Genomic DNA, 26,500 nt, shown 5'->3' with positions numbered 1-26,500 from the left:
ATAATGCAGGCAGATTTTAATTTTAATTACGGACACCTTTTTGAAGAAGATTTACTCAAAGAAATTCTAGAAATTGGTGAGTATAAAAAAGTGAAAGCAGCAACAGAATTAATTGATATTGGTAGCCAAATTCAATTTATGCCACTTATCTTAAATGGAGCAATTAAAATTTTAAGAGAAGATGAAAAAGGTGATGAATTAGTGTTGTATTATATTGAACAAGGAGATACTTGTGCCATGACAATTACTTGCTGTTTAGGACAAACGAAAAGTAAAATTAGAGCAGTTGCAGAAGTAGAAACAGAGTTGATTATGATTCCTGTTCAGAAAATTAGCGAATGGATGAATAAATATCCAACTTGGCAGAATTTTATTCTACAAAGTTATCATGAGAGAATGCAAGAATTGTTAGAAGCAATTGATACAATTGCTTTTTTAAACATGGATGAACGCTTGTTAAAATACTTAAAAAATAAAGCAATGGTTAATAGAGATGAGGTCATTCAAATTACTCATAAAGAAATTGCTAGCGATTTATATACTTCTCGAGTTGTAATTTCTCGACTCTTAAAAGCTTTAGAAATAAAAGGAGAAATACAATTAAATAGAAATCAAATTACGGTATTAAATTTATAATGCATCTGTAACTTATGTTACAGTCAATACTCCTTGTTCTGATTATCTTTACAATAAAAATGAGAACAATTATTCTAGTATTTGTAGTATCTATTTTTGTTAGTTGTCAAACTTCAGAAAAACCAAATTATTCTAAAGTATCTGAAGATTTAATAGTGCAAAAGAAATCCAACTCAGAAGAACATCCTGGTAAAAAATTGATGGAAATCAATTGTTATGTATGTCATAGTCCAAGTGCAACTCACCAAGATAGAATTGCGCCGCCAATGATAGCTGTAAAAAGACATTATATTTCTTCTAAAACAACAAAAGAAGAATTTAAAGCAGCTTTTCAAAAATGGATAGAAAATCCGACTGAAGAGAATTCAAAAATGCGTGGAGCTGTTAGAAAATTTGGCGTAATGCCAAAAACACCTTATCCAACAAAAACAATTGATTTAATTGCTGATTATCTTTTTGATAATGAAATTGACAAACCAAAAGGTTTTGATAAACAACATAAAAAAGCAGAAAACACAAATACACCAACGCTTTCAAAAAAAGAAATAGGTTTAAAATATGCATTAAGTACAAAAGCTATTTTAGGAAAAAACTTAATGGGTACAATTCAAAAAGAAGGAACCATTGCAGCATTAAAATTTTGTAATGAAAAAGCATTTCCATTAACAGATAGTATGGCTGTTTATCATAGTGCAACTATAAAACGTGTATCAAATAAGCCACGTAATCTTGCTAACTTGGCAAATTTTAAAGAAAAAGAATATATAGAAATTTTTAAAAAGGATATTTTAGAAAACAAAGAATCAGAACCAATTATTGTAGATAATAACGGCACTGTAAATTTTTATTATCCTATAAAAACAAACGGAGTGTGTTTACAATGTCACGGTAAACCCAACGTTAACATTAAAAAAAATACCTTAGCTGAAATTAAAAAACTATATCCAAAAGATAAAGCAATTGGGTATGATGTTAATGATGTTAGAGGAATTTGGAGTATTTCGTTTAAAGAATAAACAACAGATATGAGTAAATTTTCAGAAATAATAAATAAAGATAAACCTGTTTTAGTAGATTTTTTTGCTGATTGGTGCGGACCATGTAAAATGATGAGTCCAATTTTAAAAGAAGTAAAAGATGCTTTAGGCGATGCTGTTTCTATCATTAAAATTAATGTTGATACAAATCAACAATTAGCAGCACAATATCAAGTAAAAGGCGTACCAACATTTATGTTGTTTAAGAACGGAAAACAACTTTGGAGACAATCTGGAGTTCTACAAAAAAACGAACTTATACAAATTATAAATAGACACCAAAATTAAAAAATATGATACAAATCATATTTTATATTATATATTTATAAGAATTTTGAACTCTAAAATAATTAACCATGTTTAATACATTATTACCTTTAGTTTCTTGGACAAACGGAACCATCTTAATTGGAGTTTTTGCAGTTGTCTGTGTTGGTCTTGTTGCAGCAGTTATGTTGTTGATGACAACCGATAAGAAAAAAGAAGAAAAATAGCATCAATTATTTTGCTATTAATTCCCTTTTATACGGTTCCAAAGATCATTTAAAAGCTGTTTTGCATCTTCTCGATTCTTAACCGTTTCAACAAAGGTTACTTTACCAAAAGTATCCACTTTAATTTCATATTGAAATGCGAAATTTTGAGCATTGGGTTGTAAACTTAATAAACCAAAGCGCAAATCGTTGTAAAATAAACGGTCTTCTTTTTTAGTAATGCTATACCAACCTTTTGAAACACGAATCATACGTTGCACATTTTCCTGATGCACTAAATCACCCAAAAGTTCATGATTTTTTGGATAGGCTTCAAAACGAATTGGTTTTTTATCAAAAAAGGAATAATAACCAATTAAATACTGCTCTTTTGTAGACACATTTGCAGACCATAATATGGTGTTTAATGGCGATGGTTTTGTTTCAAAATCACTGTAATCAATCTGTTGATTTTTCAACGCTTTTTCAAATTGATTGTATGCGACTCCTTTTAAAGCAAAGGTTAGTACTAAATAACTGCTGCTAATTATTAAACCTAAATTATTGTAAAACTGTCTTTTTGGTGCATTGCGTTTTTGAAAAAAGGCTAAAATTAAAAAGACTAAAAACGGCAACGTATAAAGAGGATCTATTACAAAAATGGTTTTAAATGCAAGTCTGTAATCTAGTGGCCAAAACAGCTGTGTTCCCCAAGTTGTGTGCGCATCTAAAATAGGATGTGTTATCAAAGCCCAAAAAAATAACCAAGACCAATCTTTAACGTTTTTGTGTTTTTCATATTTAGAAACAAGCCAACCAAAAATGGGAGCAAAAATCACAGAAAAAAAGATAGAATGTGTAAAACCTCTATGAATCTCTAAGGCAGAAACGGTATCTGTAAAATGAGAAGAAAAGATGTCTAAATCTGGAATTGTTCCTGCAATTGCTCCATAAAGCATTGCTTTATTACCAATTTTTTTTCCGAGAACAGCTTCTCCAACTGCGGCACCTAAAACAATTTGTGTTAATGAATCCATATTAGCAAAAGTAGTCTCTTTTTTTAACGATATTTGTTTCAAATCGAAATATACTATCTTTTTATTTTAAGTACAGAAAAGCATGAATTTAAACGAAAGTTTTTGGGAAAATAAATACAAAACAAACAAAACTGGTTGGGATTTAGGTGAAATTTCTCCGCCTTTAAAAGCCTATATAGATCAATTAACAAATAAGGATTTGAAAATATTGATTCCAGGTGGCGGAAATTCGTATGAAGCAGCATATCTTTTTAAAAAAGGATTTACAAATGTTTATGTGGTTGATATTTCAGAAATTCCGTTGCAAAATTTACAAAAAGCAGTTCCTAATTTTCCTTCTAATCAATTAATTCACGGTAATTTTTTTGACTTAGACATTCATTTTGATTTAATTTTAGAACAAACTTTTTTTTGTGCGATTGACCCGAAATTAAGATCAAACTACGCTATAAAAATGAGCCAATTACTTCATGAAAACGGAAAATTAGTAGGCTTACTTTTTGATGCAACATTAAACGAAGATCATCCGCCTTTTGGAGGTTCAAAAACAGAATATTTAAACTACTTTACGCCTCATTTCAATATTCTTACGATGGAAAATTGTTATAATTCAATTCAGAGTAGAGTTGGCATGGAACTTTTTTTTATCGTTCAAAAAAAATAATTCTTAATTCCTATTTAAGTTTTTATTAAAAAACACCTTTTTTTGAAGGTAACCTATGTTACCAACATATCTTTAAAGAGGGCTTATTTTTGCGTCATCAAATAGAAATAACGATGCGTAAAAGAGTTTTTATACTACTAATTATTTTTGTTTCGGTTCAGTTTCATATAAACGGACAAGAAACAGTTGCCATTACAAAAGAAGAGGTGCTCAATAGCATTTCCAATAAAAATTTAACATTAAAGATTTCTGAACAAGAGTTTCACAAATCAAAAGCAGATTATCTTCAAACAAATGCTATTTTTTTACCAACAATAACAGCAAGTTATACAGGGATTTCTACAACAAATCCTTTAATGGCTTTTGGGTCTAAATTAAATCAAGAAGTTTTAACGGCGGCAGATTTTAATCCTGCTTTGTTAAACAATCCTTCTCAAACTCAGAATTTTGGGACAAAGATTGAAATTCAACAACCCTTAATTAATCTTGACGGATTTTATCAGCGAAAAGCAGCAAAATCTAAAATGGAAGCGACTTTCTTACAAACCGAAAGAACTGCAGCTTATTTACAACTAGATGCAGAAAAAGCATATATGCAATTACAATTGGCATATAAAGCAGTTGAGGTTTTAGAAAAAGCATTAGAAACAGCCAAAGAGAATCAAAAGATAGCAGAAAATAACTTTAAACAAGGTTATTTACAACAAGCAGATATATTAACCATAAAAGTACGAGTAACTGAAATAAAAGGTCAGTTACAAACTGCAAAAAGCAATGTTTTAAATGCTTCTAATTATTTGTCTTTTTTAATGAATGATGACGCTGATGTTATTTATAAATCAACAGATGATTTAACAATAACTGCTACAAATAATACCAATATAATTGTATCGGAAAATAGAGCAGATATTAAAGCGATGCAATTGGCTTCGGATGCTTATATGGCGATGAATAAAGCTGATAAAATGACTTTTTTACCTCGCTTAAATGCATTTGGAAGCTATGAGTTGTATGACAATAAATTATTCCAAGGAAGTGCAAATGGCTATGTAATAGGTGCGCAATTAAGTTGGACTCTTTTTGAAGGTTCTAAACGCATTGGAAAAACCCAAAAAAGCAAAGCTGCTTTTGAGCAATCTAGATTAGAATATGCTCAATATGTTTCTAAAAGTAATTTAGAATTAAACAAAGCTAGGCGTCAATTATTAGATGCAAAAAATCAATTAGAGCTAACAGGTTTATCTGTAAAACAATCAAAAGAATCTTTGAGAATTAGAAAAAACCGATTTAAAGAAGGGTTAGAAAAAACTACCGATTTATTGCAAGCAGAAACGCTGTATGCACAAAAACAATTAGCGTATTATCAAACCATATTTCAATACAATTATACACAAGCATATATAGAATTTTTAACTAAAAACTAGTTTTTAGTAAGCAGTTTTAGCATTTAGAAATAAAAAATTAAACCAAATAAAATGAAAAAATATTTATATCCATTAGCATTTATCACAGCAGCATTATTGTTAACAAGTTGTGGTAATAATGACAAAAATGAGTTGGTAGATAATTCGCCAAGCATCTCTGTAAAAGTTGCTAAAGTATCTGCCAATGCTAACAATCCTTTTTTAATTGTAAGTGGAAAAATTCAAGCAGTAAAAAGCGCAGATCTTAGCACAAGAATGATGAGCTCTGTTGATAAAGTACATGTAAATGTGGGTGATAAAGTTACAAAAGGGCAATTATTAATTTCTATAAACAATGCAGATTTAGAAGCTAAAAAAGCGCAGGTAAACGCCAATATCACACAAGCAAATGTGGCTTTTTTAAATGCAGAAAAAAACTACAAACGTTTTCAGAACTTATATCAAAGCAAAAGTATTAGTCAAAAAGAGATGGATGATATGACTGCTAATTATCAAATGGCAAAAGCAGGATTAGAAGCAGCAAATCAAATGAAAAATGAGATTAAAGCGCAGTTTACTTATAGTAATATTACTGCTCCTTTTAGCGGAATTATTACCAGTAAAAATATTGAAAATGGTGATATGACAACTCCAGGAATGCCATTAATCAGTATAGAAAACCCGAATGATTTTGAAGTAATTGCTATGGTTCCTGAAACTGAAATTTCTGAAATAAAAAAAGGAAGTGAAGTGCGTGTTTTGGTAAAATCTATCAATGCAACCGTAACAGGTAAAGTTACAGCAGTAAGTTCATCAGCAAAAAATACAGGCGGTCAATATTTAGTGAAAATTAAATTAGAAGAAACAAACTCAGCAATTTTGTCTGGAATGTTTGCCAATGTGCAATTTCCGATAGAAAGAAAAACAACATCTAACATGGTGTTGCTGCCCAAAGAAGCAATTATTACAAACGGACAATTATCGGGTGTGTATTCTGTGAGTCAAAGTAATACTGCAATTTTACGTTGGTTGCGCTTAGGAAGAACTTTTGGAGATGAAGTTGAGGTTTTATCTGGATTACGTTCTGGTGAATCTTACATTGTTTCTGCAGAAGGGAAACTTTATAATGGAGTTAAAATTAGTGTTCAGTAAGCAGTAAGTAGTCACAGTTTTCAGTATCCTGCAAGGTTTTTAAAATCTAGCAGATATATAAAAAATAATATTAACTAAAAAATAACCCGTAATAATTCCCTTTTCTTTGGAAAGGGTTAGGGATAGGAAAATGAAAGAAGGAATCGCAGGAAAAATTGCCAAAGTCTTTATGCAGTCAAAGTTAACCGTGTTGTTAATGATTGTGTTTATGGTTGTTGGAGTATATAGTTCGTTTTTAATTCCGCGTGAAGAGGAACCACAAATTGATGTGCCAATGGCAGACATTTTTGTTGGTTATCCAGGCGCGAGTCCGACAGAAGTTGAGTCTAGAGTTGTAAAACCTTTAGAAAAACTGATTTCAAATATCAAAGGAGTTGAGTATGTATATTCTACTTCTATGAATGAAAAAGCTATGGTTATCGTTCAGTTTTATGTAGGCGAAGATATTGAGCGTTCGTTTGTAAAATTATACAACGAAATTAACAAACACATGGATCAAATGCCAAAAGGCGTTACGTTTCCTTTGGTAAAAACACGTGCTATTGACGATGTACCGATGTTAGGTTTAACTTTATGGAGCGAGAATTATGATGATTATCAGCTAAGCCAAATTGCAGAAGAATTAGAAAACGAAATTAAAAAAGTAAACGATGTTTCTATTACGCATAAAATTGGAGGAAGAAACAGACAATTACGCGTTGTTTTAGACAAAGATAAAATGGCAGAAAGTGGCCTAGATTTTTTATCAGTTTCTGAAATGATCAAAGCCAATAATACTGAAATAAGCTCAGGAAGTTTTGATAAAAACGATACAGAATTTTTAGTGAATACCGGCAAATTTTTACAAACAGCAAAAGATGTAGAAAATTTGGTGGTTGGTGTGCTACAAAACAGACCTATTTATTTAAAACAAATTGCTAAGATTTTTGACGGACCCGAAATTCCGCAAAATTACGTGAGTTTAGGATTTGGAAAAGGAAGTGTAAAAGCTAATGATTATAAATCGGAATATCCAGCAGTAACTATTTCTGTAGCAAAAAGAAAAGGTGCAGATGCAATGAAAATTGCAGAAGTTATTATTGATAAAGTAGCTCATTTAAAAACTACGTTAATTCCTGATGATGTTCATGTAGAAGTGACAAGAAATTATGGAGAAACAGCTTCGCACAAAGTTTCAGAATTATTATTACACTTAATTGGATCTATCATTGCAGTAACTTTAGTAGTAATGTTGGCAATGGGTTGGCGTGGTGGATTGGTGGTGTTTTTATCGGTGCCAATTACCTTTGCTTTAACATTGTTAAGTTATTACATGTTAGATTATACACTAAACCGAATTACATTATTTGCGTTGGTGTTTGTAACAGGAATTGTGGTTGATGATTCTATTATTATTGCCGAAAATATGCACAGGCATTTTAAAATGAAACGCTTGCCGTTTAAACAAGCTGCCTTATATGCAATCAATGAAGTTGGTAATCCAACTATTTTAGCAACATTTACGGTAATTGCTTCTGTATTGCCAATGGCTTTTGTATCAGGATTAATGGGTCCTTATATGGCGCCAATGCCAATTGGAGCATCCATTGCGATGATATTATCATTGTTTGTTGCCTTAACGATAACTCCGTATTTAGGATATATTTTCTTAAGAGAAAAAGACAAGAAAGGACACGCTGAAAAGGTAGAAAAACCTTTAGAAGAAACGTTTATTTATAAAGTTTACAACAAATTTGAACGTCCGTTATTAGAAAACAGCAAAAAAAGATGGTTGTTTTTAGGAGGTACTTTTGTTGTATTGTTAGGAACAATGATGCTGTTTTTTACCAATTCTGTAGCTGTAAAAATGTTGCCTTTTGATAACAAAAACGAGTTTCAAGTGGTTATAGATATGCCAGAAGGAACAACTTTAGAAAGAACTGCGGTTGTAACACAAGAAATTGCTCAATATTTAGCTACGAGACCAGAAATAGTAAATTATCAGAATTATATAGGAACATCTGCACCAATTACTTTTAACGGTTTGGTACGTCATTATGATTTACGTGGAGGAAGCAATACAGCAGATATTCAAGTAAATTTAATTGATAAAGGTGAACGATCAATTCAAAGTCACGGAATTGCAAAATTATTACGACCAGAAATTCAAAAAATAGCAGCAAAATACAATGCCAATGTAAAATTGGTTGAAGTGCCACCTGGACCACCAGTTTTATCAACCATTGTTGCAGAAGTGTACGGGCCAGATTACAATCAACAAATTGCAATCGCAGATCAATTGCAAACTATTTTAAGAAATACAGATGATGTTGTAGATGTAGATTGGATGGTAGAAGCTGATCAAAAAGAGTATCAATTTAACATCAACAAAGAAAAAGCAATGTTGTATGGAGTTGCGCCACAACAAATTGCTTATACAATGAATATGGCACTATCAAACAATGCAATTACTACGTTGTATGATGAAAATGCTGTAAATCAAGTTGGTTTGGTATTGGCTTTAGATGAAAAAGAAAAATCTACGATTAGTGATATTTCTCAACTAAAAATTAAATCAAAATTAGGAACCATGGTTCCGATTGCAGATATGGTAGAAATTAAAGAAACCATAACAGCAAAAAGTATTTATCGTAAAAATCAAAAACGAGTTGTGTATGTGTTGGCAGATATGGCAGGAGAATTAGAAAGTCCGGCGTACGCAATTTTAGGAATGGAAAAGAAATTGAAAGAAATTCCGTTGCCTAAAGGATACGAACTAAACGAAATGTATTTAGGTCAGCCAGATTTTGAAGATAATTACACCGTGAAATGGGACGGAGAATGGCAAATAACTTTAGAAGTTTTTAGAGATTTAGGAATCGCTTTTTTAGGAGCTATTATTTTGATATATATATTAATTGTTGGCTGGTTTCAAAACTTTAAAGCACCAATTGTAATGATGGTTGCAATCCCTTTATCGTTAATCGGAATTATTTTAGGACACTGGTTGATGGGTGCGTTTTTTACCGCTACATCTTTTATTGGAATGATTGCTTTAGCCGGAATTATGGTTCGAAACTCAGTTTTATTAATTGATTTTATCAACCTAAGAACAGCAGAAGGAGTTCCGTTAAAACAAGCGGCAATTGAAGCAGGTGCTGTTAGAACCACACCAATTTTATTAACAGCAGGAACTGTTGTAATTGGAGCATTTGTTATTTTATTTGATCCAATTTTTCAAGGATTAGCCATTTCATTAATGGGCGGAACAATTGTTTCTACAGTACTTACTTTATTGGTTGTGCCATTGGTGTATTATATGATTGAGAAGAAAAATTATAAATAATTTGTTTGATTAAACGCAGTTTAAAGCCTCGAACAAACATTAAAACGATAAAAAATGAAATTAGTAATTGTAACAGTTGTAGAAGCATTTCATAAAGAAGTGATTCAACTTTTTAAGAAAGCAGAGATTGAAAATTTTAGTGAATCTGATATCGATGGACATAAAAATAGTGCCTCTGTTTTAGTGGCTTCTAATTGGTTTTCTGGCGCAAAATCCAGTAATGAATCTACGATGTTTTTTTCATTTACAAACGAAGAAAAAATTGATACACTTTTTGAATTGATAAAAGAGTTCAATATAAATTTAGAAACCAACAATCCTATAAAAGCGATTGTTGTGCCTATCGAAAAAAGTATATAAACGTAAAAATTAAACAAAATGTTAAACAAATATTTTAGAGTTATTGTTGGTGTTATGGTATTATTAAGCGTTGTGCTTACTGTATACGTAAACCAAAATTGGATGTGGTTCACCGTATTTATTGGATTTAATTTAATTCAATCTGCTTTTACAAAATGGTGTTTATTAGAAACGATTCTTGTAAAATTAGGCATCAAAAAAGAAAGTGATGGTTGTTCAGTTAATTAAATAATTACCTTTTAAAACCAAAGTAAGCCGCTCTAAAAGCGGCTTATTTGTTTTAACGAATCTTTAACTAAACACTAAAAAGTTGCCGTTGCAACTAACTGTATTTTTGTAAAAAGAAATCTAAAAAGGGAAAAAATAATTTTAGATTAACTTTGCAGACTTTATAACTATTTAGCATGAGAAAAATTATACTTTCAGTATTTGGTGTATTATTAATTGTTTCAGCACTATTTATAGCAAAATACATGGTTGATACCAAGCAAAAACCAAAACCAAAATATAGCAAAACGGTTAAAACTGTTTTTGTAGAAAAAGTAACAAATAAAGAAATTCCTATTGTAATTAAAGCAAGCGGTAATTTAGTTGCTAAACATAAAATTGAATTGTTTTCTGAAGTTCAAGGTGTATTACACACAACAAAAAAAGAATTTAAAGCAGGAGTAAAATTTTCTGAAAATGAAACACTCTTAAGTATAAATAGCGATGAGTTTTATGCAAGTTTACAATCTCAAAAAAGTAACTTAATTAATCTTATCACAGCAATAATGCCAGATATTAGATTGGATTTTCCAAAAGAATTTAATAAATGGCAAACCTATTTAAATAATTTTGATATTCATAAATCAACTCCAGAGCTGCCAAATTTTTCTACTGATAAAGAAAAGTATTTTGTGTCTGGTAAAGGAATAACAACCAGTTATTTTAATGTAAAAAACTCAGAAGTTAAATTAAATAAATACACAATAAAAGCACCGTACAACGGAATTTTAACAGAAGCTTTTGTTACAGATGGATCGTTGGTTAGAGCAGGTCAAAAATTAGGTGAATTTATAGATCCATCCATTTTTGAAATGGAAGTTTCTATCAATGCTGGTTTTGCAGATTTACTTAAAATTGGCAATAGTGTTTCTCTAACAAACTTAGAAAGAACAAAAACATATACCGGAAAAGTAATTCGTGTTAACGGTAAAGTCGATTTAGCTTCTCAAACTATTAAAGTATTTATAGAAGTTGCTCATAAAGACTTAAAAGACGGAATGTATTTAGAAGCAAATGTGGTAGCAAAATCAGAAAAAAAAGCTTTTGAAATTTCTAGAAAATTATTGATAAATAACAATAGTGTTTATACTGTAAAAGACACTATTTTAAAACTTATAAAAGTAAACCCAGTGTATTTTAACGCAGAAACTGTAGTTGTTAAAGGTATAGAAAATAACACTTCGGTTTTAACACAATCTGTTCCTGGAGCTTTTGACGGAATGGTTGTTAAAATTCAAAAAAAGAACTAAAGGATGAAAAAAATAATTACATATTTCATCAAATACCCTGTAGCTGTAAATGTCTTTATTATTGCATTTGTAGCTTTTGGAATTATTGGTATTTCAGGAATGAAATCTTCATTCTTTCCTTTAGTAGATTCACAATTAATTAGCATCAACCTTACCTATCCAGGAGCTTCTCCAGAAGAAATTGAAGAAGGAGTTGTTTTAAAAATTGAAGATAATTTAAAAGGAATTGTTGGTGTAGAAAGAGTAACTTCTGTTTCTAGAGAAAATTCTGCTTCGGTAAATGTAGAGGTTGTAAAAGGTAAAAATATTGATATTGTTTTATCGGATGTTAAAAATGCTGTTGATAGAGTTCCGTCTTTCCCATCTGGAATGGAGCCACCAGTAATTGCAAAAGTAGAAAGTACAAGACCAACGATAAGTTTTTCTATAAGTGGTGAAGGTTTGTCTTTAAAATCCTTAAAAGATTATGCAAGAAAAATTGAAAACGATTTAAGAAGTTTTGAAGGAATTTCTCAAGTTGCATTATCTGGTTTTCCGGATGAAGAAATAGAAATTTCTGTTCGAGAAAACGATTTAAGAGCGTATAAACTATCTATTGCAGAAGTAACAGCGGCTGTTAGAAACACCAATCTTTTAATTACAGGAGGAAACATAAAAACCGATGAAGAAGATTATTTAATTAGAGCTAGAAATAGATCTTATTACGGTGTAGAATTACAAAATTTAATTGTTAGAACTACAACAGCTGGTAATATTATCAGACTAAAAGATGTTGCAGAAGTAAGAGATTCTTGGTCAGAAAATCCAGATAGACTTTATTATAACGGAGACGTTGCAATTAATGTAACTGTTAGCAATACAAATAATGAAGATTTAATTTCTTCGGCAGAAAAAATTAAAGAATACATCTATAAATTTAATCAAGAAAACAGTAATGTTACGCTAAATATTTCTAGTGATGCATCTATAACATTAAACCAAAGAACGCAGTTATTGTTTGAAAATGGTCTAATGGGAATACTGCTTGTACTGTTTTTCTTAGCATTATTTTTAAATGCCAGATTGGCTTTTTGGGTTGCATTTGGATTGCCAATTTCTTTCTTAGGAATGTTTATTTTTGCCGCTCAATTAGGCGTTACCATCAATGTTTTATCGCTTTTTGGGATGATTATCGTTATTGGTATTTTGGTGGACGATGCCATTGTAATTGGAGAAAACATTTACCATCATTATTACGATTTAGGAAAATCTAAAATTAATGCTGCAATAGACGGAACTATGGAAGTTATTCCTCCAATTGTTTCAGCAATTTTAACTACAATTATTGCTTTTTCTACCTTCTTTTTTGTTGATGGTAGAATTGGTAGTTTTTTTGGAGAAGTTTCTACAGTTGTGATACTAACATTAAGTGTGTCGTTAATAGAAGCTTTAATAATATTACCAGCGCATATTGCACATTCAAAAGCGCTTTCTAGAAAAAAAGAAGAACAAGGAGAGTTAAAAGAACAAACTTTTTTAGAAAAGCTTTTTAAGAAAATTGAAGCAGGTTTTACTAAAATTAATAAAAAAGCAGATGCATTATTAGTTTTTGTTAGAGATACACTCTTTGTACCTTTTTTACGCTTTTCCTTAAAAAACAAAATGTTTTCATTTGCAATTCCAATTGCATTATTAACACTAAGTTTTGGAGCTATTGGTGGTGGAACAGTAAGAACTTCGTTTTTCCCATCTATTGCAAGTGATCGAATTCAGGTTACCTTAAAAATGCCACAAGGAACAAATGATAAAATTACAGATTCTATTATTTCTGTAATCGAAGATAAGGTTTGGTTAGTAAGTGATGAGTTTACAGAAAAACAAACCGGCAATATTAGAGTTATAGAAAACGTAATTAAAAGAGTTGGTCCAGGAACTGCAAACGCAACTTTAACAATAAATTTGTTACCTGGTGAATCTAGAGAATTTTCATCACCAGAAATTACAAATGCAATAAGAGAAAAAGTTGGAAAAATATACAGCGCAGAAAGTCTAACTTTTGGTTCTGGAGGAAATTTTGGAGGAAGTCCAATTGCCGTTTCTTTACTTGGAAACAATATTTCTGAATTAAAAGCAGCAAAAGAATTGCTGAAAGCAGAGTTAGAAAAAAATACATTATTAAAAGATATTTCTGATAATGATCCGGCAGGAATAAAAGAAGTTCGTATCAAATTAAAAGACGATGCATATCTTTTAGGATTAAACCTACAATCGGTTATGAGTCAAGTGCGTTTTGCATTTTTTGGTTCTCAAGCACAACGTTTTCAAAGAGGACAAGACGAAATAAAAGTTTGGGTTCGTTACAACAAAAAAGACAGATCTTCTATCAAGAATTTAGACGATATGCGTATTGTAACTCCAACAAACGAAAGAGTTCCTTTTTCAGAAATTGCAACGTATGAAATAGAACGAGGAGATATTGCCATCAATCATTTAAGTGGAAAAAGAGAAATTCAGATTACAGCAGATACAAAATTGCCTGGAGAAAGCGCAACAGATATTTTAGAAGATATCAAAACACGGGTTATGCCAGAAATTATTTCTAAATACACTACTGTAACGCCATTGTATGAAGGACAAAATAGAGAAGCAAAAAAGACAACAGATTCTGTAAAAATTGTTGGGCCAATTATTTTAATCTTAATTTATATTGTAATTGCGTTTACATTTAGATCGTATAGCCAACCAATTTTATTGATTTTATTAATTCCTTTTAGTATGATTGGAGTTGTTTGGGGACATTATTTCCACAATTTTGCCATTGGTATTTTATCTTGGTTAGGAATTATTGCTTTGATTGGTATTATGGTTAACGACGGACTGGTTTTAATTGGAAAATTTAATACGTATTTAAAAGAAGGAATGAAATACGATGAAGCGTTAATTCAAGCAGGAAAATCTCGTTTTAGAGCCATTGTATTAACTTCTTTAACAACGGTTGCAGGTTTAGCTCCGTTATTACTAGAAAAAAGTAGACAAGCGCAATTTTTAAAACCAATGGCAATTTCAATTTCTTACGGAATTGCAGTTGCAACTATTTTAACCCTAGTTTTATTACCATTATTGTTGTCTGTTTCTAATAAGATAAAAGTAGGCATTAAGTGGTTAAATACAGGAGAAGATGTAACGCAAGAAGAAGTAGAAAGAGCTATTATTGAATCTAAATTTGGACATGATGAAGAATAATATATATACAATCATTTTAATTGTTTCGCTTTCATTTCAAGCAACAGCACAAGAGATTTTAACCAAAAAAGAAGCGTTAAAAATAACTTTAGAAAATAACTACGGAATTAAAATTGCCAACAATAATATTGCAATTGCCAACAACAATAAAAACGTTTTAAACTCTAAATTTTTACCAACTGTTTCGGCTTCTTCTGGAGCAAATTATAGAAGAGATAATCAAGAAATTACAAGACAAGACAATACCGTTACAACGGTTGATGGAGCAGTTACTAAATCGTACAACGCATCTTTAAATGTAAACTATACAATCTTTGATGGTTTAGGAAGAAAATACAATTACGAAGTATTAAAAGAAACGTACAATTTATCAGAATTACAAGCAAAAGAAACGATAGAAAACACGTATTTACAGTTATTTACGTTGTATTTTCAAATTGCTAGATTGTCAGAAAATAACAACAATTTAAAAGAAGCTTTAAACATTTCTAAACGTCGATTAGAAAGAGCAAAATACAAACATGAATTTGGGCAATCTACAAAATTAGAATTGTTAAACGCCGAGGTTGATGTTAATAACGATAGCATTGCGCTCATCAATTCTAAGCAACAATATTTGAATGCAAAACGAAGTTTAAATATTGTGTTAGGTAAACAAAAAGAAATTAATTACGATGTAGAAACTGATGTTACTTTTAATCCAATTTTAAATTTTGATGAATTGTTAAACAAAGCAAAAGCAAATAATGTTTTATTAAAAAAGACAGAAAAAAACCTTGCAATTAGCGAGTTTAATATCAAAATAAACAAAGCAAGTTTTTTGCCTAAAGTTGGTTTATCAACTTCTTATGGATGGAATAAAAGTGAAAATCCATCTACCTCTTTTTCTGCTGCATCAAATTCTAACGGATTAAATGCAGGATTAAATCTAACCTGGAATATTTTTGACGGAGGAAGCACAAAAACAAGAGTTGAAAACTCTAAAATTGCATTAGAAAATCAACAGATTTTATTGCAACAACAAAATGAAACTTTAGAGAACAATTTAAAAAATACTTGGTCTTTATATAACAACAAATTGTTTGTTTTAAAAGCGCAAGAACAAAATGTAGTTTCGAGTCAAAATAACTTTGATAGAACAAAAGAACGTTACAATTTAGGACAAGTTACTTCGATTGAATTTAGACAAGCACAAATTAATTTAATTAACAGTAAAACGTCTTATAACAACACAAAATACGATGCAAAACTAATTGAATTAGAATTGTTACAATTAACAGGAGATTTGCTAAACACAGAAATTTAGAAAACCTTATTATTATATAGAAAATAATTTTTGAATCAATAAAAACAAATTTTAAGTGAAGCTTTTTTTATTTTTCCAAGCATTATTAACGCTATTTATTTCTGGAGGATTATTTTTTAAAGAGAATAAACTAAAGAATAAAGCGCTAGCACTTTATTTTTTGTTATTTACTTATGAGATACTCAATTTTATTTACGGAACAACTATTATTTTTAACTTTTATCCTGAATTTCATGGACGGTTTTATTTTTCAATAGGTGTTTTATATGGTCCGCTATTATGGTTTCATTTTAAATCTATTACTGATAATAAAAAACGAATAGAATTAAAAGATTTTTGGCATTTTTTACCATTGTTGGTTCTTAATATTTATATGTTTGACATTATTATAATGCCAGATGAGGAAAGGATTGCTTATTTTAATATCCCTGAAGTTTTTTATAACCGCATTTTATTTATCAACTTTTATAAAGCAATACATCAAATTACATATGCATTTTTGTTGTTTAAAATTTTATGGAGTTCTAAGAGCCAAATTAGTATTAATCAGAAGTTTTATTTAGGAGGAATCACAATTATTTATGTTATTACAACTATTGTTATTACATTATTAATCTTATTTGCTAATTCTTGGAGAGATTTTTCATTGTATTATGTTATTTCAATCATTTTTGTCTTTATTATTGGAGTTATTTTATTTGTAGATCCAAAATTCTTTAGAACAATTAAAGAAAAATACCAAGGATCTTATTTAGACGAGAAGAGTATGAAGATTATTTATTCTCAGATAGAGAATGAACTCTTAACAGGAGAAATATTTTTAAACAACAAATTGAGTTTAGATATTTTATCTTCAAAACTAGATATAAAACCTCAACATATTTCACAAACGTTGTCTGAGTTAGTAAAAGAAAACTTTAACGATTTTGTTAATAGACATAGAGTTGAATATTCAAAAAAATTATTAACTGCACCTTCACATGTTAATTATAAGATAGAGGCAATTGCACAAGATTCTGGGTTTAACAATAAAGTGACATTTTATAAGGCCTTTTCAAAGTTTACGAACACAACACCTTCACAGTACAGAAAAAACAATAAAAAGTAAGCAATAATTATTACTTACTTAAAAGGTTTTTAATATGTAGTTTTTTTTATGACAATAGTAAATATTTGCACTAAAATTAAAATAGTGTTTTATGAAAAAACTATTCTTTCTTTTAGTTATCGCAGTTGTTTCGTGTTCAAAAACAGATAATTTACCCAACGATACAAGTGAGGTAATAGAAACGTACGAATGTTCAAGTGCAACTTTCCCAGAATGGTCAACTTCTAATTATGTATTGCCTTATCCAATAGGCAAATCTTATCAAATTGGTTTGGGACCATGTACAGGTTCTTATCATCATTCTGGAAAACCAGATCAGTTTGCAATAGATTTTAATATGCCTATAGGTTCAATAATTACCTCAAGTACAAATGGCGAAGTTGTTTATGTAGAAGAAAGTGGTATTGATTATCAGTTTCCAAATAATTTAATTATTGTAAAATACGGTGATGTTTTTGTTCAATATATGCACTTAACAAAAAACGGAGCTTTAGTTAAAGTTGGTGATAGTGTATATAAAGGACAAATATTAGGGATGAGTGGCGCTACAGGTTTGGCAGGTTATCCTCATTTACATTTTGTAGTAACAACTTCAACAGGAATTGAGTATGTGTATGGTTCTGTTCCTGTAACATTTAAGAATACAGATGCAAACCCCAAAAGTTTAGAATCTGGAAAAACGTACATAGCAAAACCTTATTAAATAAAAAGTTAAGAATTATTTTTATTAACACTTTACCGTGTTATTTCAGATAATTTATTGATAAAAAAAAGAACCTTTGTGTCATTCAAATTTTTAAAAGTTATGAGACTTAAACTATTAGTGTCTTTATTATTATTACCAATGCTTCCTTTTTGTTCCCAAACATTTGATTCTAAAAAGATGGATGTTTTTTTAGATGTTATCGAATCTAATGATAAGGGAATGGGAAGCATTTCTGTCTTTAAAAATGGTAAAGAAATTTATCAAAAACCTTATGGGTTTAGTAATTTAAAACATCAAAGCGAGAATAATAAGAAGACAAAATTTAGAATTGGTTCAATTTCCAAAACATTTACTGCTGCTATTATTATGCAAATGGTTGATGAAGGAAAACTAACTTTAAATACAAAACTTTCAAAATTTTTTCCAAAAATACCTAATGCTAAAATAATTACAATAGAAAATTTACTTCAACACAGAAGCGGGTTGTTAAACTTTACAAGAATTGACAATTTTGATACATGGCGAGATAAACCTCACACAAGAGAAGAGCTATTAGAAAAAATTAAAAAGCAAAAAAATATATTTCAACCAAATGAAAAAACAGAATACTCAAATACAAATTATATTTTACTTTCTATAATTTCAGAAAAAATTGACGGAATAGATTTTAAATCAATATTAGAAAAAAGAATAATAAAAAAATGTAATTTAAAGAATACTTCTTTTGGGAGTTTAATTAAAGAAACAGCAAATGAAGCGCAGTCTTATAATAATTTATCAGGAAAATGGATTGCAGACAAAGAAACGCATTATAGCATTCCTCTTGGAGCCGGTTCTATTGCATCTACACCAACAGATTTAAATAATTTTTATTATCACTTATTCGAGAAGAGTTTGGTTTCAAAATCATCTTTGCAAAAAATGACAACAATTATTAATGGCATTGGAATGGGGTTGTTTCAATTTCCTTATCATAATTATGTAGTTTACGGACACGAAGGCAGTATAGATGCTTTTCAATCTGTAGTTATATTTTTTCCAAAGGAAAAAATTAGTATTGCTTTATCTACAAATGGCAATATTTACCCAATTAGTAAAATACTTGTTAATGCGGCTGGTTTGTATTTTGAGAAAGAGTTTTCAATTCCTGAGTTTAAAAAAGCAATTGAAGTAAAGAGTAAGGATTTAGATGCTTATCTAGGTATTTACTCTGGTACAGAATTTCCACTTAAGGTTAGTGTTACTAAAAAAAACAATGAGTTAGTTATTAAAGCAGAAGGTCAACCAGAATTTGTTGTTGAAGCTTATGAACCACATAAATTTAGATTTGAACAAGCAGAAATTTATTTTACGTTTATATTAAAAGATAAAAAGATGGTTGTAAATCAAGGTGGCAAGGACTACAGTCTTTTTAAGAAGAATTAGAAATAAAGCAATCAATAAAAAAACAAATAATGAAATTAACGAACTATATATTAATTTTTCTTTGCTTTATCAATACTGGATATTTATTGGCACAACAACCATCTAATAATATAGATGTATTTGATGAAAATGGAAAAACAGCACTAATAAGAGCTATTTCAAATAAAAAAATAGAATTAGTAAAAACTTTACTAAAAAAAGGAGCTAAAATTAACTTACAAGAAAAAAATGGACTTAGAGGAACACCTTTAATGTACGCAGCTTCTACAGGAAATTTAGACTTATGTAAACTCTTAATAGAAAACAAAGCAAATATAAATCAATTAGATATTAATAAAGATCATGCTTTAAATTGGGCAACTTTTTATGGTTATGTTGATATTATGAATTTATTAATCAAAAAAGGCACGGATCTTAGTCTTAAAAGCAAACATGGAACAGCTGTAGATGTTGCATTAAGATTATGGCACAAAGATTCTGTTGCTAATGTATTTAGATCCTCAAAAATAGCAAGAACACTTTCCAAAAATGAAGTAAAATTTATTAAAGCATTAAAGGAAAAAAATTTAAAAGACCTAAATAAGCTACTAAAGAAAGGTGTTTCGCCCAACTTGAAAGATGAGATAGGAACTCCTGTATTACAACTCGTGTCTCAAACAGGAAACAAAAGTATGGTTGATTTTTTAGTTAGTAAAGGTGCCGATGTTAATTACACAAATAGAGTTGGGCAAACACCTCTAACCTGGGCTTCTAGATTCGGTCATATAGAAGTTGTTAATTTGCTTCTACAATTTGGTGCTGACGCCAATAAAACAGATAAAAAATATCAGTTAACTCCTTTAATAGGTGCAGCTGTTGGAGGAAACATATCAATAGGTAAAAAACTTATTAATAGTGGAGCAAAAATAAATCACAAAGACATAATTAATAATGCAGCAGCAATTCATTGGGCAATATTTTACAATAATGATGATTTTTTTAAATTACTTATTAAAAACGGAGTAGATCATCATCTAAAAGCACTAGAAAACAACCTATATTCTGCTTATGATATGGCTAAAAATTATAAAAAAGACACTCTCATAAAATTTATGGACTCTATAGATGTTGTTAAGCAAAAACGAAAGTTAGTTGGTTCTTGGAAAGTTCTAGAAATCCAATATCAATATTCAGACACAACATATGTAGCGAAAGATGAAGACCACGGTAGGTTTTTATTTTCAGAAAATAATTACGCTGTTATGTATAGTCCAAGAATGCAAAAACGAAAACCATTTATAAATCTTTCAAAACCTGATTTAAAGGAAATAGAATATGCATTTAAAAGTATAGTTTTTAATACAGGAAACTATATTTTAAAAGATAACATTATTACCACAACAGCAGATATTGCCAAAGTACCAGGTTTTGAAAATGGAAAACAATTTTATACTCTAGATTATTCTAATGAGATTTTAGAGTTGGTAATGTTTGATGAAACTTACCCAAATGGTAAAAAACCAGAGTGGTTTGGAAAAATAAAATTAAAATTTATACTCAAAAAAGAATAAAATACTAATTAAGTATTTATCTAAATCTTTCTGTTATCTACAAAGGTGTTTTTTGCAAAAAATTTGTCTTCATGTATTTAAAACTTTAATTGGTAATGGAAAGACTTTTTTGAGACTTAAAAACTTGTTTCTATGCTTATTATAAACTGTTTAATAAAGAAAAAACAAATGTCTTATACCAAGCTTCAAAAAGTAATAAAACTTTGGTCTAATGACATACAGGTTGATGAAAAAGAAATTTGTTTGTCGGTACAACAGAGTAAAATGCAAGTTGGTAAACAATACGAAATTATGATTAATTTATTTTTACCCTCAAAGTGGAAAAAAGACATTAAAAAAACACAAAGAAGTTTAATTAATCATTTTGTTGAATGCCTAAATGTAGATAATTCAGAAATTTTCCTTTTTACTTCAATTATAAATTCGGGAAATATAATTGAAAGCGGAGAAGATAAAGAGAGGTAATTTTAAAAAATTAATAAACAATCTATAACAAGATAAATAAAGAAGAGCGGATTTAAATCCGCTCTTCTTTATTTATTATTCTACTCAAGAGTAAGCTGACAAAAGAGTCTGAGACTCTTATTTAAAAGCATTTAATCCAGTAATATCTAAACCAGTAATTAGCAAGTGAATATCGTGTGTTCCTTCATAGGTAATTACACTTTCTAAATTCATAGAATGACGCATAATTGAATACTCGCCAGTAATTCCCATTCCGCCTAACATTTGTCTTGCTTCTCTAGCAATATTTATTGCCATATCTACATTATTTCGTTTTGCCATAGAAATTTGTGCAGAAGTTGCTTTGTCTTCGTTACGTAAAACTCCCAAACGCCAAGTTAACAATTGTGCTTTGGTAATTTCTGTAATCATTTCGGCTAATTTTTTTTGTTGTAATTGAAACTGTCCAATTGGTTTTCCAAACTGAATACGTTCTTTAGAATAGCGTAAAGCTGTATCATAACAATCCATTGCTGCTCCAATTGCTCCCCAAGCGATTCCGTATCGAGCAGAATCTAAACAACCTAACGGTGCACCTAATCCTGATTTATTTGGCAATAAATTTTCTTTCGGAACTTTTACATTATCAAAAATTAATTCTCCAGTTGATGATGCTCTTAATGACCATTTATTATGTGTTTCGGGCGTAGAAAAACCTTCCATTCCGCGCTCAACAATTAATCCATGAATTCTTCCTTCTTCATTTTTTGCCCAAACCACAGCAACTTGTGCAAAAGGCGCATTCGAAATCCACATTTTTGCTCCGTTTAATAGATAATGATCTCCCATATCTTTAAACTTTGTTTCCATTCCGCTTGGATTAGACCCGTGATTTGGTTCTGTCAATCCAAAACAACCAATCCATTCACCAGAAGCTAATTTTGGTAAATATTTTTGACGCTGTTCTTCGTTACCATATTTCCAAATTGGATACATCACTAATGATGATTGTACAGATGCGGTAGAACGAACCCCAGAATCTCCACGCTCAATTTCTTGCATAATTAATCCGTAAGAAATTTGATCCAATCCTGCTCCGCCATATGCTGAAGGAATATACGGACCAAAAGCGCCAATTTCTGCCAAACCATTGATGATTTGTTTTGGAAATTCTGCTTTTTGAGCATAATCTTCAATAATTGGAGAAACTTCTCTTTTTACCCATTCTCTTGCTGCGTCTCTTACTAATTTGTGCTCTTCGGTTAATAAATCATCTAATTGATAATAATCTGGAGCTTGAAATAAATCTGGTTTCATTATAATTTTATTGATTTGAAGTATCAAAAGTAAATATTACTTCTGATATAGAAATGGATTAACTTAATTTTTTAGTCATTTAGAAATTGTGCTAACAATCTATGAAAATGATGAACACCTTGTTCTCTTGTTGGAGAAAATCGACCTGCTTTATAAAATGAAGATTTTAACCCTTTTTGAACATGTTCTACAACGAATTCATCTTCTCGTTGTACTTTATCAATATCTCCACTTGCGCCCTTATTTAATTTTGATGGATCTAAAACATAAGAAATAAAAGAGACTTTTGTTCTGTTTAAATCTAACGGTTTTACAATGTTTATTGATAAACCCCAAGGATAAAAATTAAACATCATATTTGGGAAAACCCAATAATAATAAGCGGCTACATTTTTACCATAATCGATGTGATCTTTTGGTAAATCAAAAACTTCGGTTGCATCGTCTGTATAACCTATTTGCAAATTGCAATAGTCATAAATTTCTGTTTGATAACTTCCATAATCTAACACATCATTCAAATCTGGATGTACAAAAGGAACATGAAAACCTTCTAAATAATTATCGCAATACAACGCCCAATTAGCGTGAACTAAATATTCTTTAGAAAGCGAATTATCTAGAGAAAAATCATCTAAAGGTAAAAAACCAACACGTTTGTTCATGATGTCAATGACTTGCTGAAAATCAAAAACAGGATTTAAACCAGCAAATAAAAATTGATTCCATTTTTTTAATGGAAACTTGTGCAAATTATCACAAGGTCTAGGAAAATTTTCTGTTTGTTCAAATTCTGGCATATGTTCAAATTCTCCATTTAAATTAAATCTTCTTCCGTGATAAAAACACGTTAATTTTCTTGATTTACCAGAATTTAACGCCACTAAATTTCCTCTGTGTGTACAGACATTTGTCAAACAATTTATTTCTTCATTTTTGTTTTTTGTCAACACTAAAGGTTCCGTTAAATAACCATCTAATAACACAAATGGATGCACAGATTGTGCAAAAGGAACTAAATTTTCATCTCCAACCCATTGCCAAGATTTTAAAAAAACACGTTCTTTTAACGCTTCAAAAACAGCAGTATCTTTATAAAATGATGCAGGTAATGTTTCTGCTTTTTTAATATCTGAGTCGATGTTGAACTTCATTTTTTGTTTATTAAATAATTGTATCTTCGAGAATTGCTTCTAAAAATACACAAAATATGAGTTCTAATCAGAAAAAAATTGGATTAATAACCACAACTTCATTAGTAGTTGGAAATATGATTGGAGCAGGAATTTTTTTATTACCAGCTTCACTTGCAGAATACGGAGGTATTAGTTTGTTAGGTTGGCTATTTACGGCAACTGGAGCCATCATTTTAGCAAAAATATTCAGCAATCTTAGCAAAATAATTGTCAATAAAAGTGGCGGACCATACACGTATTCTAAAGAAGGTTTTGGAGATTTTATTGGGTTTTTAGTTGCTTGGGGTTATTGGATTTCTTGTTGGATAAGCAACGCAGCAATTGCTATTGCAATTATTGGTGCGTTGAGTTTTTTCTTCCCAATTTTAGAAACCAATTCTATGTTGGCTGTTATCATTGGTTTAAGCATGATTTGGTTTTTTACTTGGGTCAATTCAAAAGGTGTAAAAACTTCTGGTAAAGTTCAAGTAGTAACCACAATTTTAAAATTATTGCCGTTGGTTTTTATAATTATAATTGGAGGATTCTTTTTTAGCTTAGATAATTTTCCAGATTTTAATTTAACAGGCGAAAGTAATTTTGCCACTTTCCCTGTTGTGGCGGCATTAACCTTATATGCTTTTTTAGGAATTGAATGTGCCAGTATTCCTGCAGAAAACGTTAAAGATCCAGCGAAAAATGTTTCAAAAGCAACCATGTTAGGAACTATAATTACCACATGCATTTATATTTTTGGAACGATTGTTTTATTTGGAATTTTACCGACAGATGTTTTAAAAGATTCTGCTGCACCTTTTGCTGAAGCAGGAAAAATAATTGGCGGAGAATATGCTGGTTATTTTGTTGCAGCCGGAGCAGCAATATCTGGAATTGGCGCATTAAATGGTTGGATTTTAATTGTTGCTCAAATTCCGATGGCTGCCGCAAAAGACAAAATGTTTCCAAGAATATTTAAAAAAGAAAACAAAAATGGCGCACCAGTTTTGGGTTTAATAATTGGAAGTGTTTTAAGTTCAATTGTTATGCTAATGAACTTTTCCGAAAGTTTGGTAGATCAATTTACATTTATGGTAAACCTAACTGTTTTAACATGTTTGGTGCCGTATTTGTTTGTTTCAGCAGCATATATTATTATTTTAATCGAAAGGAAAATTCATTTAAATAGCATCATTAAAACCTTTGTACTCGGCTTATTAGGATTTTCATATTCGGTTTGGGCAATTTATGGTTCTGGCGCAGATGTTGTTTTTTACGGATTTTTACTATTATTGCTTGGAATACCATTTTACGCACTAATGCAATGGAATAAAACAAAAGAAAAATGAGCAAAACACATCACTCAGAATATTTAAAATTAGAGAAAGTTTATATAAAATCAGCAAAAGATGCTTTTCAATCAGAAGAATTGTTAGAAAATCAATGGAACGAATTGAATTATTTATCGCAACCAGATTTTAGTTTAGCATTGAAAGAATATGATAAATTTGAAGCTATTTTTAAAGAAAATAATGTTGAGGTTTGTCATTTTCCTTCAAACGAAAATGTAAAAATGGATTCTATTTATTGCCGGGATGCATCAATTGCTACAGATTTTGGAATTATTATTTGTAATATGGGAAAAGAGGGTAGAATTAATGAACCAAAAGCTCAATTACAAGAATATCAACAAAAAAATATTACGATTTTAGGGCAAATTAAATCACCAGGAACTTTAGAAGGTGGCGATATTGCTTGGCTGGATAAAAATACATTGGCAGTTGGACATACTTACAGAACAAATGATGAAGGAATTAAGCAACTAAAAAATTTATTAGAACCAAACGGAATTCAAGTTATTGTTGCAGATTTACCACATTACAAAGGCAAAGAAGACGTGTTTCATTTAATGTCGATTTTAAGTCCAATTGATGCAAATTTAGCAGTTGTATATTCTCCATTAATGCCAATAAGATTTAGAGACGAATTGTTAAAAAGAGGTTTTGAATTGATTGAAGTTCCGGAAGAAGAATTTGATTCTATGGGATGTAATGTGTTGGCAATTTCGCCAAGAAATTGTATAATGGTTAATGGAAATCCGAAGACTAAAAACTTACTCGAAAAAGCTGGATGTAAAGTTACCACGTATTTAGGAAACGAAATTAGTGTAAAAGGCGGCGGCGGACCAACGTGTTTAACGAGACCTTTGGTAAGAATCGTCTAAATTTTTACTTAAAAAAGCAACTCTTTTGTGTAAGTTTGTAGTAATGAAGCAAACTTTAGGAAAACAAGAGCGCTTAAAAAGCAAAACACTCATTGGAAAATTATATAAAGAAGGAAAATCTGTAAAGAGTTTTCCTTTAAGGCTTGTTTATATTCAAACAGAACATACTTCAAAATATCCGGCTCAAGTTGGCGTTTCTGTTCCTAAGAGAAACTTTAAAAAAGCGGTTGATAGAAATCACTTAAAAAGACTGTTAAGAGAAACCTATCGCAAGCAAAAACAACTTGTTTACAATACAATTGACCAACCGTATGTGTATATGATTTCTTATATTGGTAAAGAAAAAAGCACATACGCAGAAATCGATATCAAAATGGAACAGCTTTTAAAGTTGTTTACAGAACAAATTAAAAAGAACTAAA

Annotated in this window: 24 protein-coding genes; 21 read left to right on the top strand and 3 right to left on the bottom strand. The window is 30.1% G+C overall.

The genetic code is table 11. The features are described from left to right. Positions 1-3: 3 nt before the first annotated feature. The 4 genes from ABDX67_RS01530 to ABDX67_RS01515 all read left to right on the top strand — a co-directional run bounded on the left by ABDX67_RS01530 (position 4) and on the right by ABDX67_RS01515 (position 2,167). Entirely contained in the window at positions 4-636 is a 633-nt protein-coding gene (locus ABDX67_RS01530) for a Crp/Fnr family transcriptional regulator (RefSeq protein ID WP_347173030.1), read from the top strand. A gap of 59 nt (positions 637-695) precedes the next feature. Beyond that, on the top strand, positions 696-1,652 hold the full coding sequence (locus ABDX67_RS01525; RefSeq protein ID WP_347173029.1) for a Tll0287-like domain-containing protein: 957 nt from the start codon (positions 696-698) through the stop codon (positions 1,650-1,652). 9 nt (positions 1,653-1,661) lie between these two features. Continuing rightward, on the top strand, positions 1,662-1,961 hold the full coding sequence (gene trxA, locus ABDX67_RS01520) for a thioredoxin (RefSeq protein ID WP_347173028.1): 300 nt from the start codon (positions 1,662-1,664) through the stop codon (positions 1,959-1,961). A 68-nt stretch (positions 1,962-2,029) separates the two neighbouring features. Next, on the top strand, positions 2,030-2,167 hold the full coding sequence (locus ABDX67_RS01515; RefSeq protein WP_347173027.1) for a hypothetical protein: 138 nt from the start codon (positions 2,030-2,032) through the stop codon (positions 2,165-2,167). A 17-nt stretch (positions 2,168-2,184) separates the two neighbouring features. On the opposite strand, the gene ABDX67_RS01510 is transcribed toward ABDX67_RS01515, so the two are convergent. Then, the gene (locus tag ABDX67_RS01510; RefSeq protein WP_347173026.1) at positions 2,185-3,183 is read right to left on the bottom strand and encodes a metal-dependent hydrolase; all 999 of its coding nucleotides are present in this window, start codon (positions 3,181-3,183) and stop codon (positions 2,185-2,187) included. A gap of 82 nt (positions 3,184-3,265) precedes the next feature. Between ABDX67_RS01510 and ABDX67_RS01505 the strand changes: the two genes are divergently transcribed. The 14 genes from ABDX67_RS01505 to ABDX67_RS01440 all read left to right on the top strand — a co-directional run bounded on the left by ABDX67_RS01505 (position 3,266) and on the right by ABDX67_RS01440 (position 21,386). Next, positions 3,266-3,847, top strand: a complete 582-nt coding sequence (locus ABDX67_RS01505) for a methyltransferase domain-containing protein (protein ID WP_347173025.1) — start codon at positions 3,266-3,268, stop codon at positions 3,845-3,847. Positions 3,848-3,960: 113 nt separating this feature from the next. Beyond that, positions 3,961-5,271 carry a TolC family protein gene (locus ABDX67_RS01500; RefSeq protein WP_347173716.1) on the top strand — a complete coding sequence of 437 codons (1,311 nt, stop codon included), beginning with the start codon at positions 3,961-3,963 and terminating at the stop codon, positions 5,269-5,271. Positions 5,272-5,322: 51 nt separating this feature from the next. Further along, positions 5,323-6,402, top strand: coding sequence for an efflux RND transporter periplasmic adaptor subunit (locus ABDX67_RS01495; RefSeq protein ID WP_347173023.1), 1,080 nt, complete (start codon positions 5,323-5,325; stop codon positions 6,400-6,402). A 130-nt stretch (positions 6,403-6,532) separates the two neighbouring features. Next, positions 6,533-9,727 (top strand): efflux RND transporter permease subunit, encoded by a 3,195-nt coding sequence (locus tag ABDX67_RS01490; protein WP_347173022.1) that lies wholly within the window; start codon positions 6,533-6,535, stop codon positions 9,725-9,727. A 54-nt stretch (positions 9,728-9,781) separates the two neighbouring features. Next, positions 9,782-10,087 (top strand): hypothetical protein, encoded by a 306-nt coding sequence (locus ABDX67_RS01485; protein ID WP_347173021.1) that lies wholly within the window; start codon positions 9,782-9,784, stop codon positions 10,085-10,087. An 18-nt stretch (positions 10,088-10,105) separates the two neighbouring features. Further along, positions 10,106-10,315 (top strand): YgaP family membrane protein, encoded by a 210-nt coding sequence (locus ABDX67_RS01480; protein ID WP_347173019.1) that lies wholly within the window; start codon positions 10,106-10,108, stop codon positions 10,313-10,315. 176 nt (positions 10,316-10,491) lie between these two features. Further along, entirely contained in the window at positions 10,492-11,604 is a 1,113-nt protein-coding gene (locus ABDX67_RS01475) for an efflux RND transporter periplasmic adaptor subunit (RefSeq protein ID WP_347173018.1), read from the top strand. Positions 11,605-11,607: 3 nt separating this feature from the next. Further along, positions 11,608-14,826: an efflux RND transporter permease subunit gene (locus ABDX67_RS01470; RefSeq protein WP_347173017.1), complete on the top strand. Its 3,219-nt coding sequence runs from the start codon at positions 11,608-11,610 to the stop codon at positions 14,824-14,826. Next, on the top strand, positions 14,816-16,132 hold the full coding sequence (locus ABDX67_RS01465; RefSeq protein ID WP_347173016.1) for a TolC family protein: 1,317 nt from the start codon (positions 14,816-14,818) through the stop codon (positions 16,130-16,132). Before ABDX67_RS01470 ends, ABDX67_RS01465 begins: the two co-directional genes overlap by 11 nt. Before the next feature lie 55 nt (positions 16,133-16,187). Further along, a complete protein-coding gene (locus ABDX67_RS01460; protein ID WP_347173014.1) occupies positions 16,188-17,240 on the top strand; it encodes a helix-turn-helix domain-containing protein in 1,053 nt (350 codons plus the stop codon). A 91-nt stretch (positions 17,241-17,331) separates the two neighbouring features. Next, complete coding sequence (locus ABDX67_RS01455; RefSeq protein WP_347173012.1) at positions 17,332-17,943, top strand: M23 family metallopeptidase; 612 nt, start codon at positions 17,332-17,334, stop codon at positions 17,941-17,943. Positions 17,944-18,045: 102 nt separating this feature from the next. Next, a complete protein-coding gene (locus ABDX67_RS01450; protein ID WP_347173011.1) occupies positions 18,046-19,371 on the top strand; it encodes a serine hydrolase domain-containing protein in 1,326 nt (441 codons plus the stop codon). 29 nt (positions 19,372-19,400) lie between these two features. Continuing rightward, a complete protein-coding gene (locus ABDX67_RS01445; protein ID WP_347173009.1) occupies positions 19,401-20,921 on the top strand; it encodes an ankyrin repeat domain-containing protein in 1,521 nt (506 codons plus the stop codon). Positions 20,922-21,089: 168 nt separating this feature from the next. Then, on the top strand, positions 21,090-21,386 hold the full coding sequence (locus ABDX67_RS01440; RefSeq protein ID WP_347173008.1) for a hypothetical protein: 297 nt from the start codon (positions 21,090-21,092) through the stop codon (positions 21,384-21,386). Positions 21,387-21,503: 117 nt separating this feature from the next. Here ABDX67_RS01440 and ABDX67_RS01435 read toward each other — a convergent pair whose 3' ends face one another. Both ABDX67_RS01435 and ABDX67_RS01430 read right to left on the bottom strand, forming a co-directional pair. Next, positions 21,504-22,682, bottom strand: a complete 1,179-nt coding sequence (locus ABDX67_RS01435; protein WP_347173006.1) for an acyl-CoA dehydrogenase family protein — start codon at positions 22,680-22,682, stop codon at positions 21,504-21,506. Between the two features lie 71 nt (positions 22,683-22,753). Beyond that, positions 22,754-23,836, bottom strand: a complete 1,083-nt coding sequence (locus ABDX67_RS01430) for an SRPBCC family protein (protein ID WP_347173005.1) — start codon at positions 23,834-23,836, stop codon at positions 22,754-22,756. Positions 23,837-23,892: 56 nt separating this feature from the next. On the opposite strand from ABDX67_RS01430, the gene ABDX67_RS01425 reads away from it, so the two are divergent. The 3 genes from ABDX67_RS01425 to rnpA are packed head-to-tail and all read left to right on the top strand — an operon-like array spanning position 23,893 to position 26,499. Continuing rightward, on the top strand, positions 23,893-25,203 hold the full coding sequence (locus ABDX67_RS01425; protein WP_347173004.1) for an amino acid permease: 1,311 nt from the start codon (positions 23,893-23,895) through the stop codon (positions 25,201-25,203). After that, positions 25,200-26,078: a dimethylarginine dimethylaminohydrolase family protein gene (locus ABDX67_RS01420; RefSeq protein ID WP_347173003.1), complete on the top strand. Its 879-nt coding sequence runs from the start codon at positions 25,200-25,202 to the stop codon at positions 26,076-26,078. Before ABDX67_RS01425 ends, ABDX67_RS01420 begins: the two co-directional genes overlap by 4 nt. Before the next feature lie 43 nt (positions 26,079-26,121). After that, positions 26,122-26,499, top strand: coding sequence for a ribonuclease P protein component (rnpA, locus tag ABDX67_RS01415; RefSeq protein WP_347173001.1), 378 nt, complete (start codon positions 26,122-26,124; stop codon positions 26,497-26,499). Position 26,500 lies beyond the last annotated feature (1 nt).

The sequence above is a fragment of the Polaribacter uvawellassae genome (genome assembly GCF_039748955.1).
Classification (GTDB): Bacteria; Bacteroidota; Bacteroidia; order Flavobacteriales; family Flavobacteriaceae; genus Polaribacter; species Polaribacter uvawellassae.
This window is presented reverse-complemented; position numbering and strand designations above follow the sequence as displayed.

Coding starts and splice junctions, on each gene's coding strand:
- ABDX67_RS01525 (WP_347173029.1), top strand. CDS start 696: ATGAGAACAATTATTCTAGTATTTGTAGTATCTATTTTTGTTAGTTGT.
- ABDX67_RS01430 (WP_347173005.1), bottom strand. CDS start 23,836: ATGAAGTTCAACATCGACTCAGATATTAAAAAAGCAGAAACATTACCT.
- trxA (WP_347173028.1), top strand. CDS start 1,662: ATGAGTAAATTTTCAGAAATAATAAATAAAGATAAACCTGTTTTAGTA.
- ABDX67_RS01440 (WP_347173008.1), top strand. CDS start 21,090: ATGTCTTATACCAAGCTTCAAAAAGTAATAAAACTTTGGTCTAATGAC.
- ABDX67_RS01445 (WP_347173009.1), top strand. CDS start 19,401: ATGAAATTAACGAACTATATATTAATTTTTCTTTGCTTTATCAATACT.
- ABDX67_RS01490 (WP_347173022.1), top strand. CDS start 6,533: ATGAAAGAAGGAATCGCAGGAAAAATTGCCAAAGTCTTTATGCAGTCA.
- ABDX67_RS01450 (WP_347173011.1), top strand. CDS start 18,046: ATGAGACTTAAACTATTAGTGTCTTTATTATTATTACCAATGCTTCCT.
- ABDX67_RS01515 (WP_347173027.1), top strand. CDS start 2,030: ATGTTTAATACATTATTACCTTTAGTTTCTTGGACAAACGGAACCATC.
- ABDX67_RS01425 (WP_347173004.1), top strand. CDS start 23,893: ATGAGTTCTAATCAGAAAAAAATTGGATTAATAACCACAACTTCATTA.
- ABDX67_RS01495 (WP_347173023.1), top strand. CDS start 5,323: ATGAAAAAATATTTATATCCATTAGCATTTATCACAGCAGCATTATTG.
- ABDX67_RS01485 (WP_347173021.1), top strand. CDS start 9,782: ATGAAATTAGTAATTGTAACAGTTGTAGAAGCATTTCATAAAGAAGTG.
- rnpA (WP_347173001.1), top strand. CDS start 26,122: ATGAAGCAAACTTTAGGAAAACAAGAGCGCTTAAAAAGCAAAACACTC.
- ABDX67_RS01470 (WP_347173017.1), top strand. CDS start 11,608: ATGAAAAAAATAATTACATATTTCATCAAATACCCTGTAGCTGTAAAT.
- ABDX67_RS01420 (WP_347173003.1), top strand. CDS start 25,200: ATGAGCAAAACACATCACTCAGAATATTTAAAATTAGAGAAAGTTTAT.
- ABDX67_RS01455 (WP_347173012.1), top strand. CDS start 17,332: ATGAAAAAACTATTCTTTCTTTTAGTTATCGCAGTTGTTTCGTGTTCA.
- ABDX67_RS01435 (WP_347173006.1), bottom strand. CDS start 22,682: ATGAAACCAGATTTATTTCAAGCTCCAGATTATTATCAATTAGATGAT.
- ABDX67_RS01500 (WP_347173716.1), top strand. CDS start 3,961: ATGCGTAAAAGAGTTTTTATACTACTAATTATTTTTGTTTCGGTTCAG.
- ABDX67_RS01530 (WP_347173030.1), top strand. CDS start 4: ATGCAGGCAGATTTTAATTTTAATTACGGACACCTTTTTGAAGAAGAT.
- ABDX67_RS01480 (WP_347173019.1), top strand. CDS start 10,106: ATGTTAAACAAATATTTTAGAGTTATTGTTGGTGTTATGGTATTATTA.
- ABDX67_RS01475 (WP_347173018.1), top strand. CDS start 10,492: ATGAGAAAAATTATACTTTCAGTATTTGGTGTATTATTAATTGTTTCA.
- ABDX67_RS01465 (WP_347173016.1), top strand. CDS start 14,816: ATGAAGAATAATATATATACAATCATTTTAATTGTTTCGCTTTCATTT.
- ABDX67_RS01505 (WP_347173025.1), top strand. CDS start 3,266: ATGAATTTAAACGAAAGTTTTTGGGAAAATAAATACAAAACAAACAAA.
- ABDX67_RS01510 (WP_347173026.1), bottom strand. CDS start 3,183: ATGGATTCATTAACACAAATTGTTTTAGGTGCCGCAGTTGGAGAAGCT.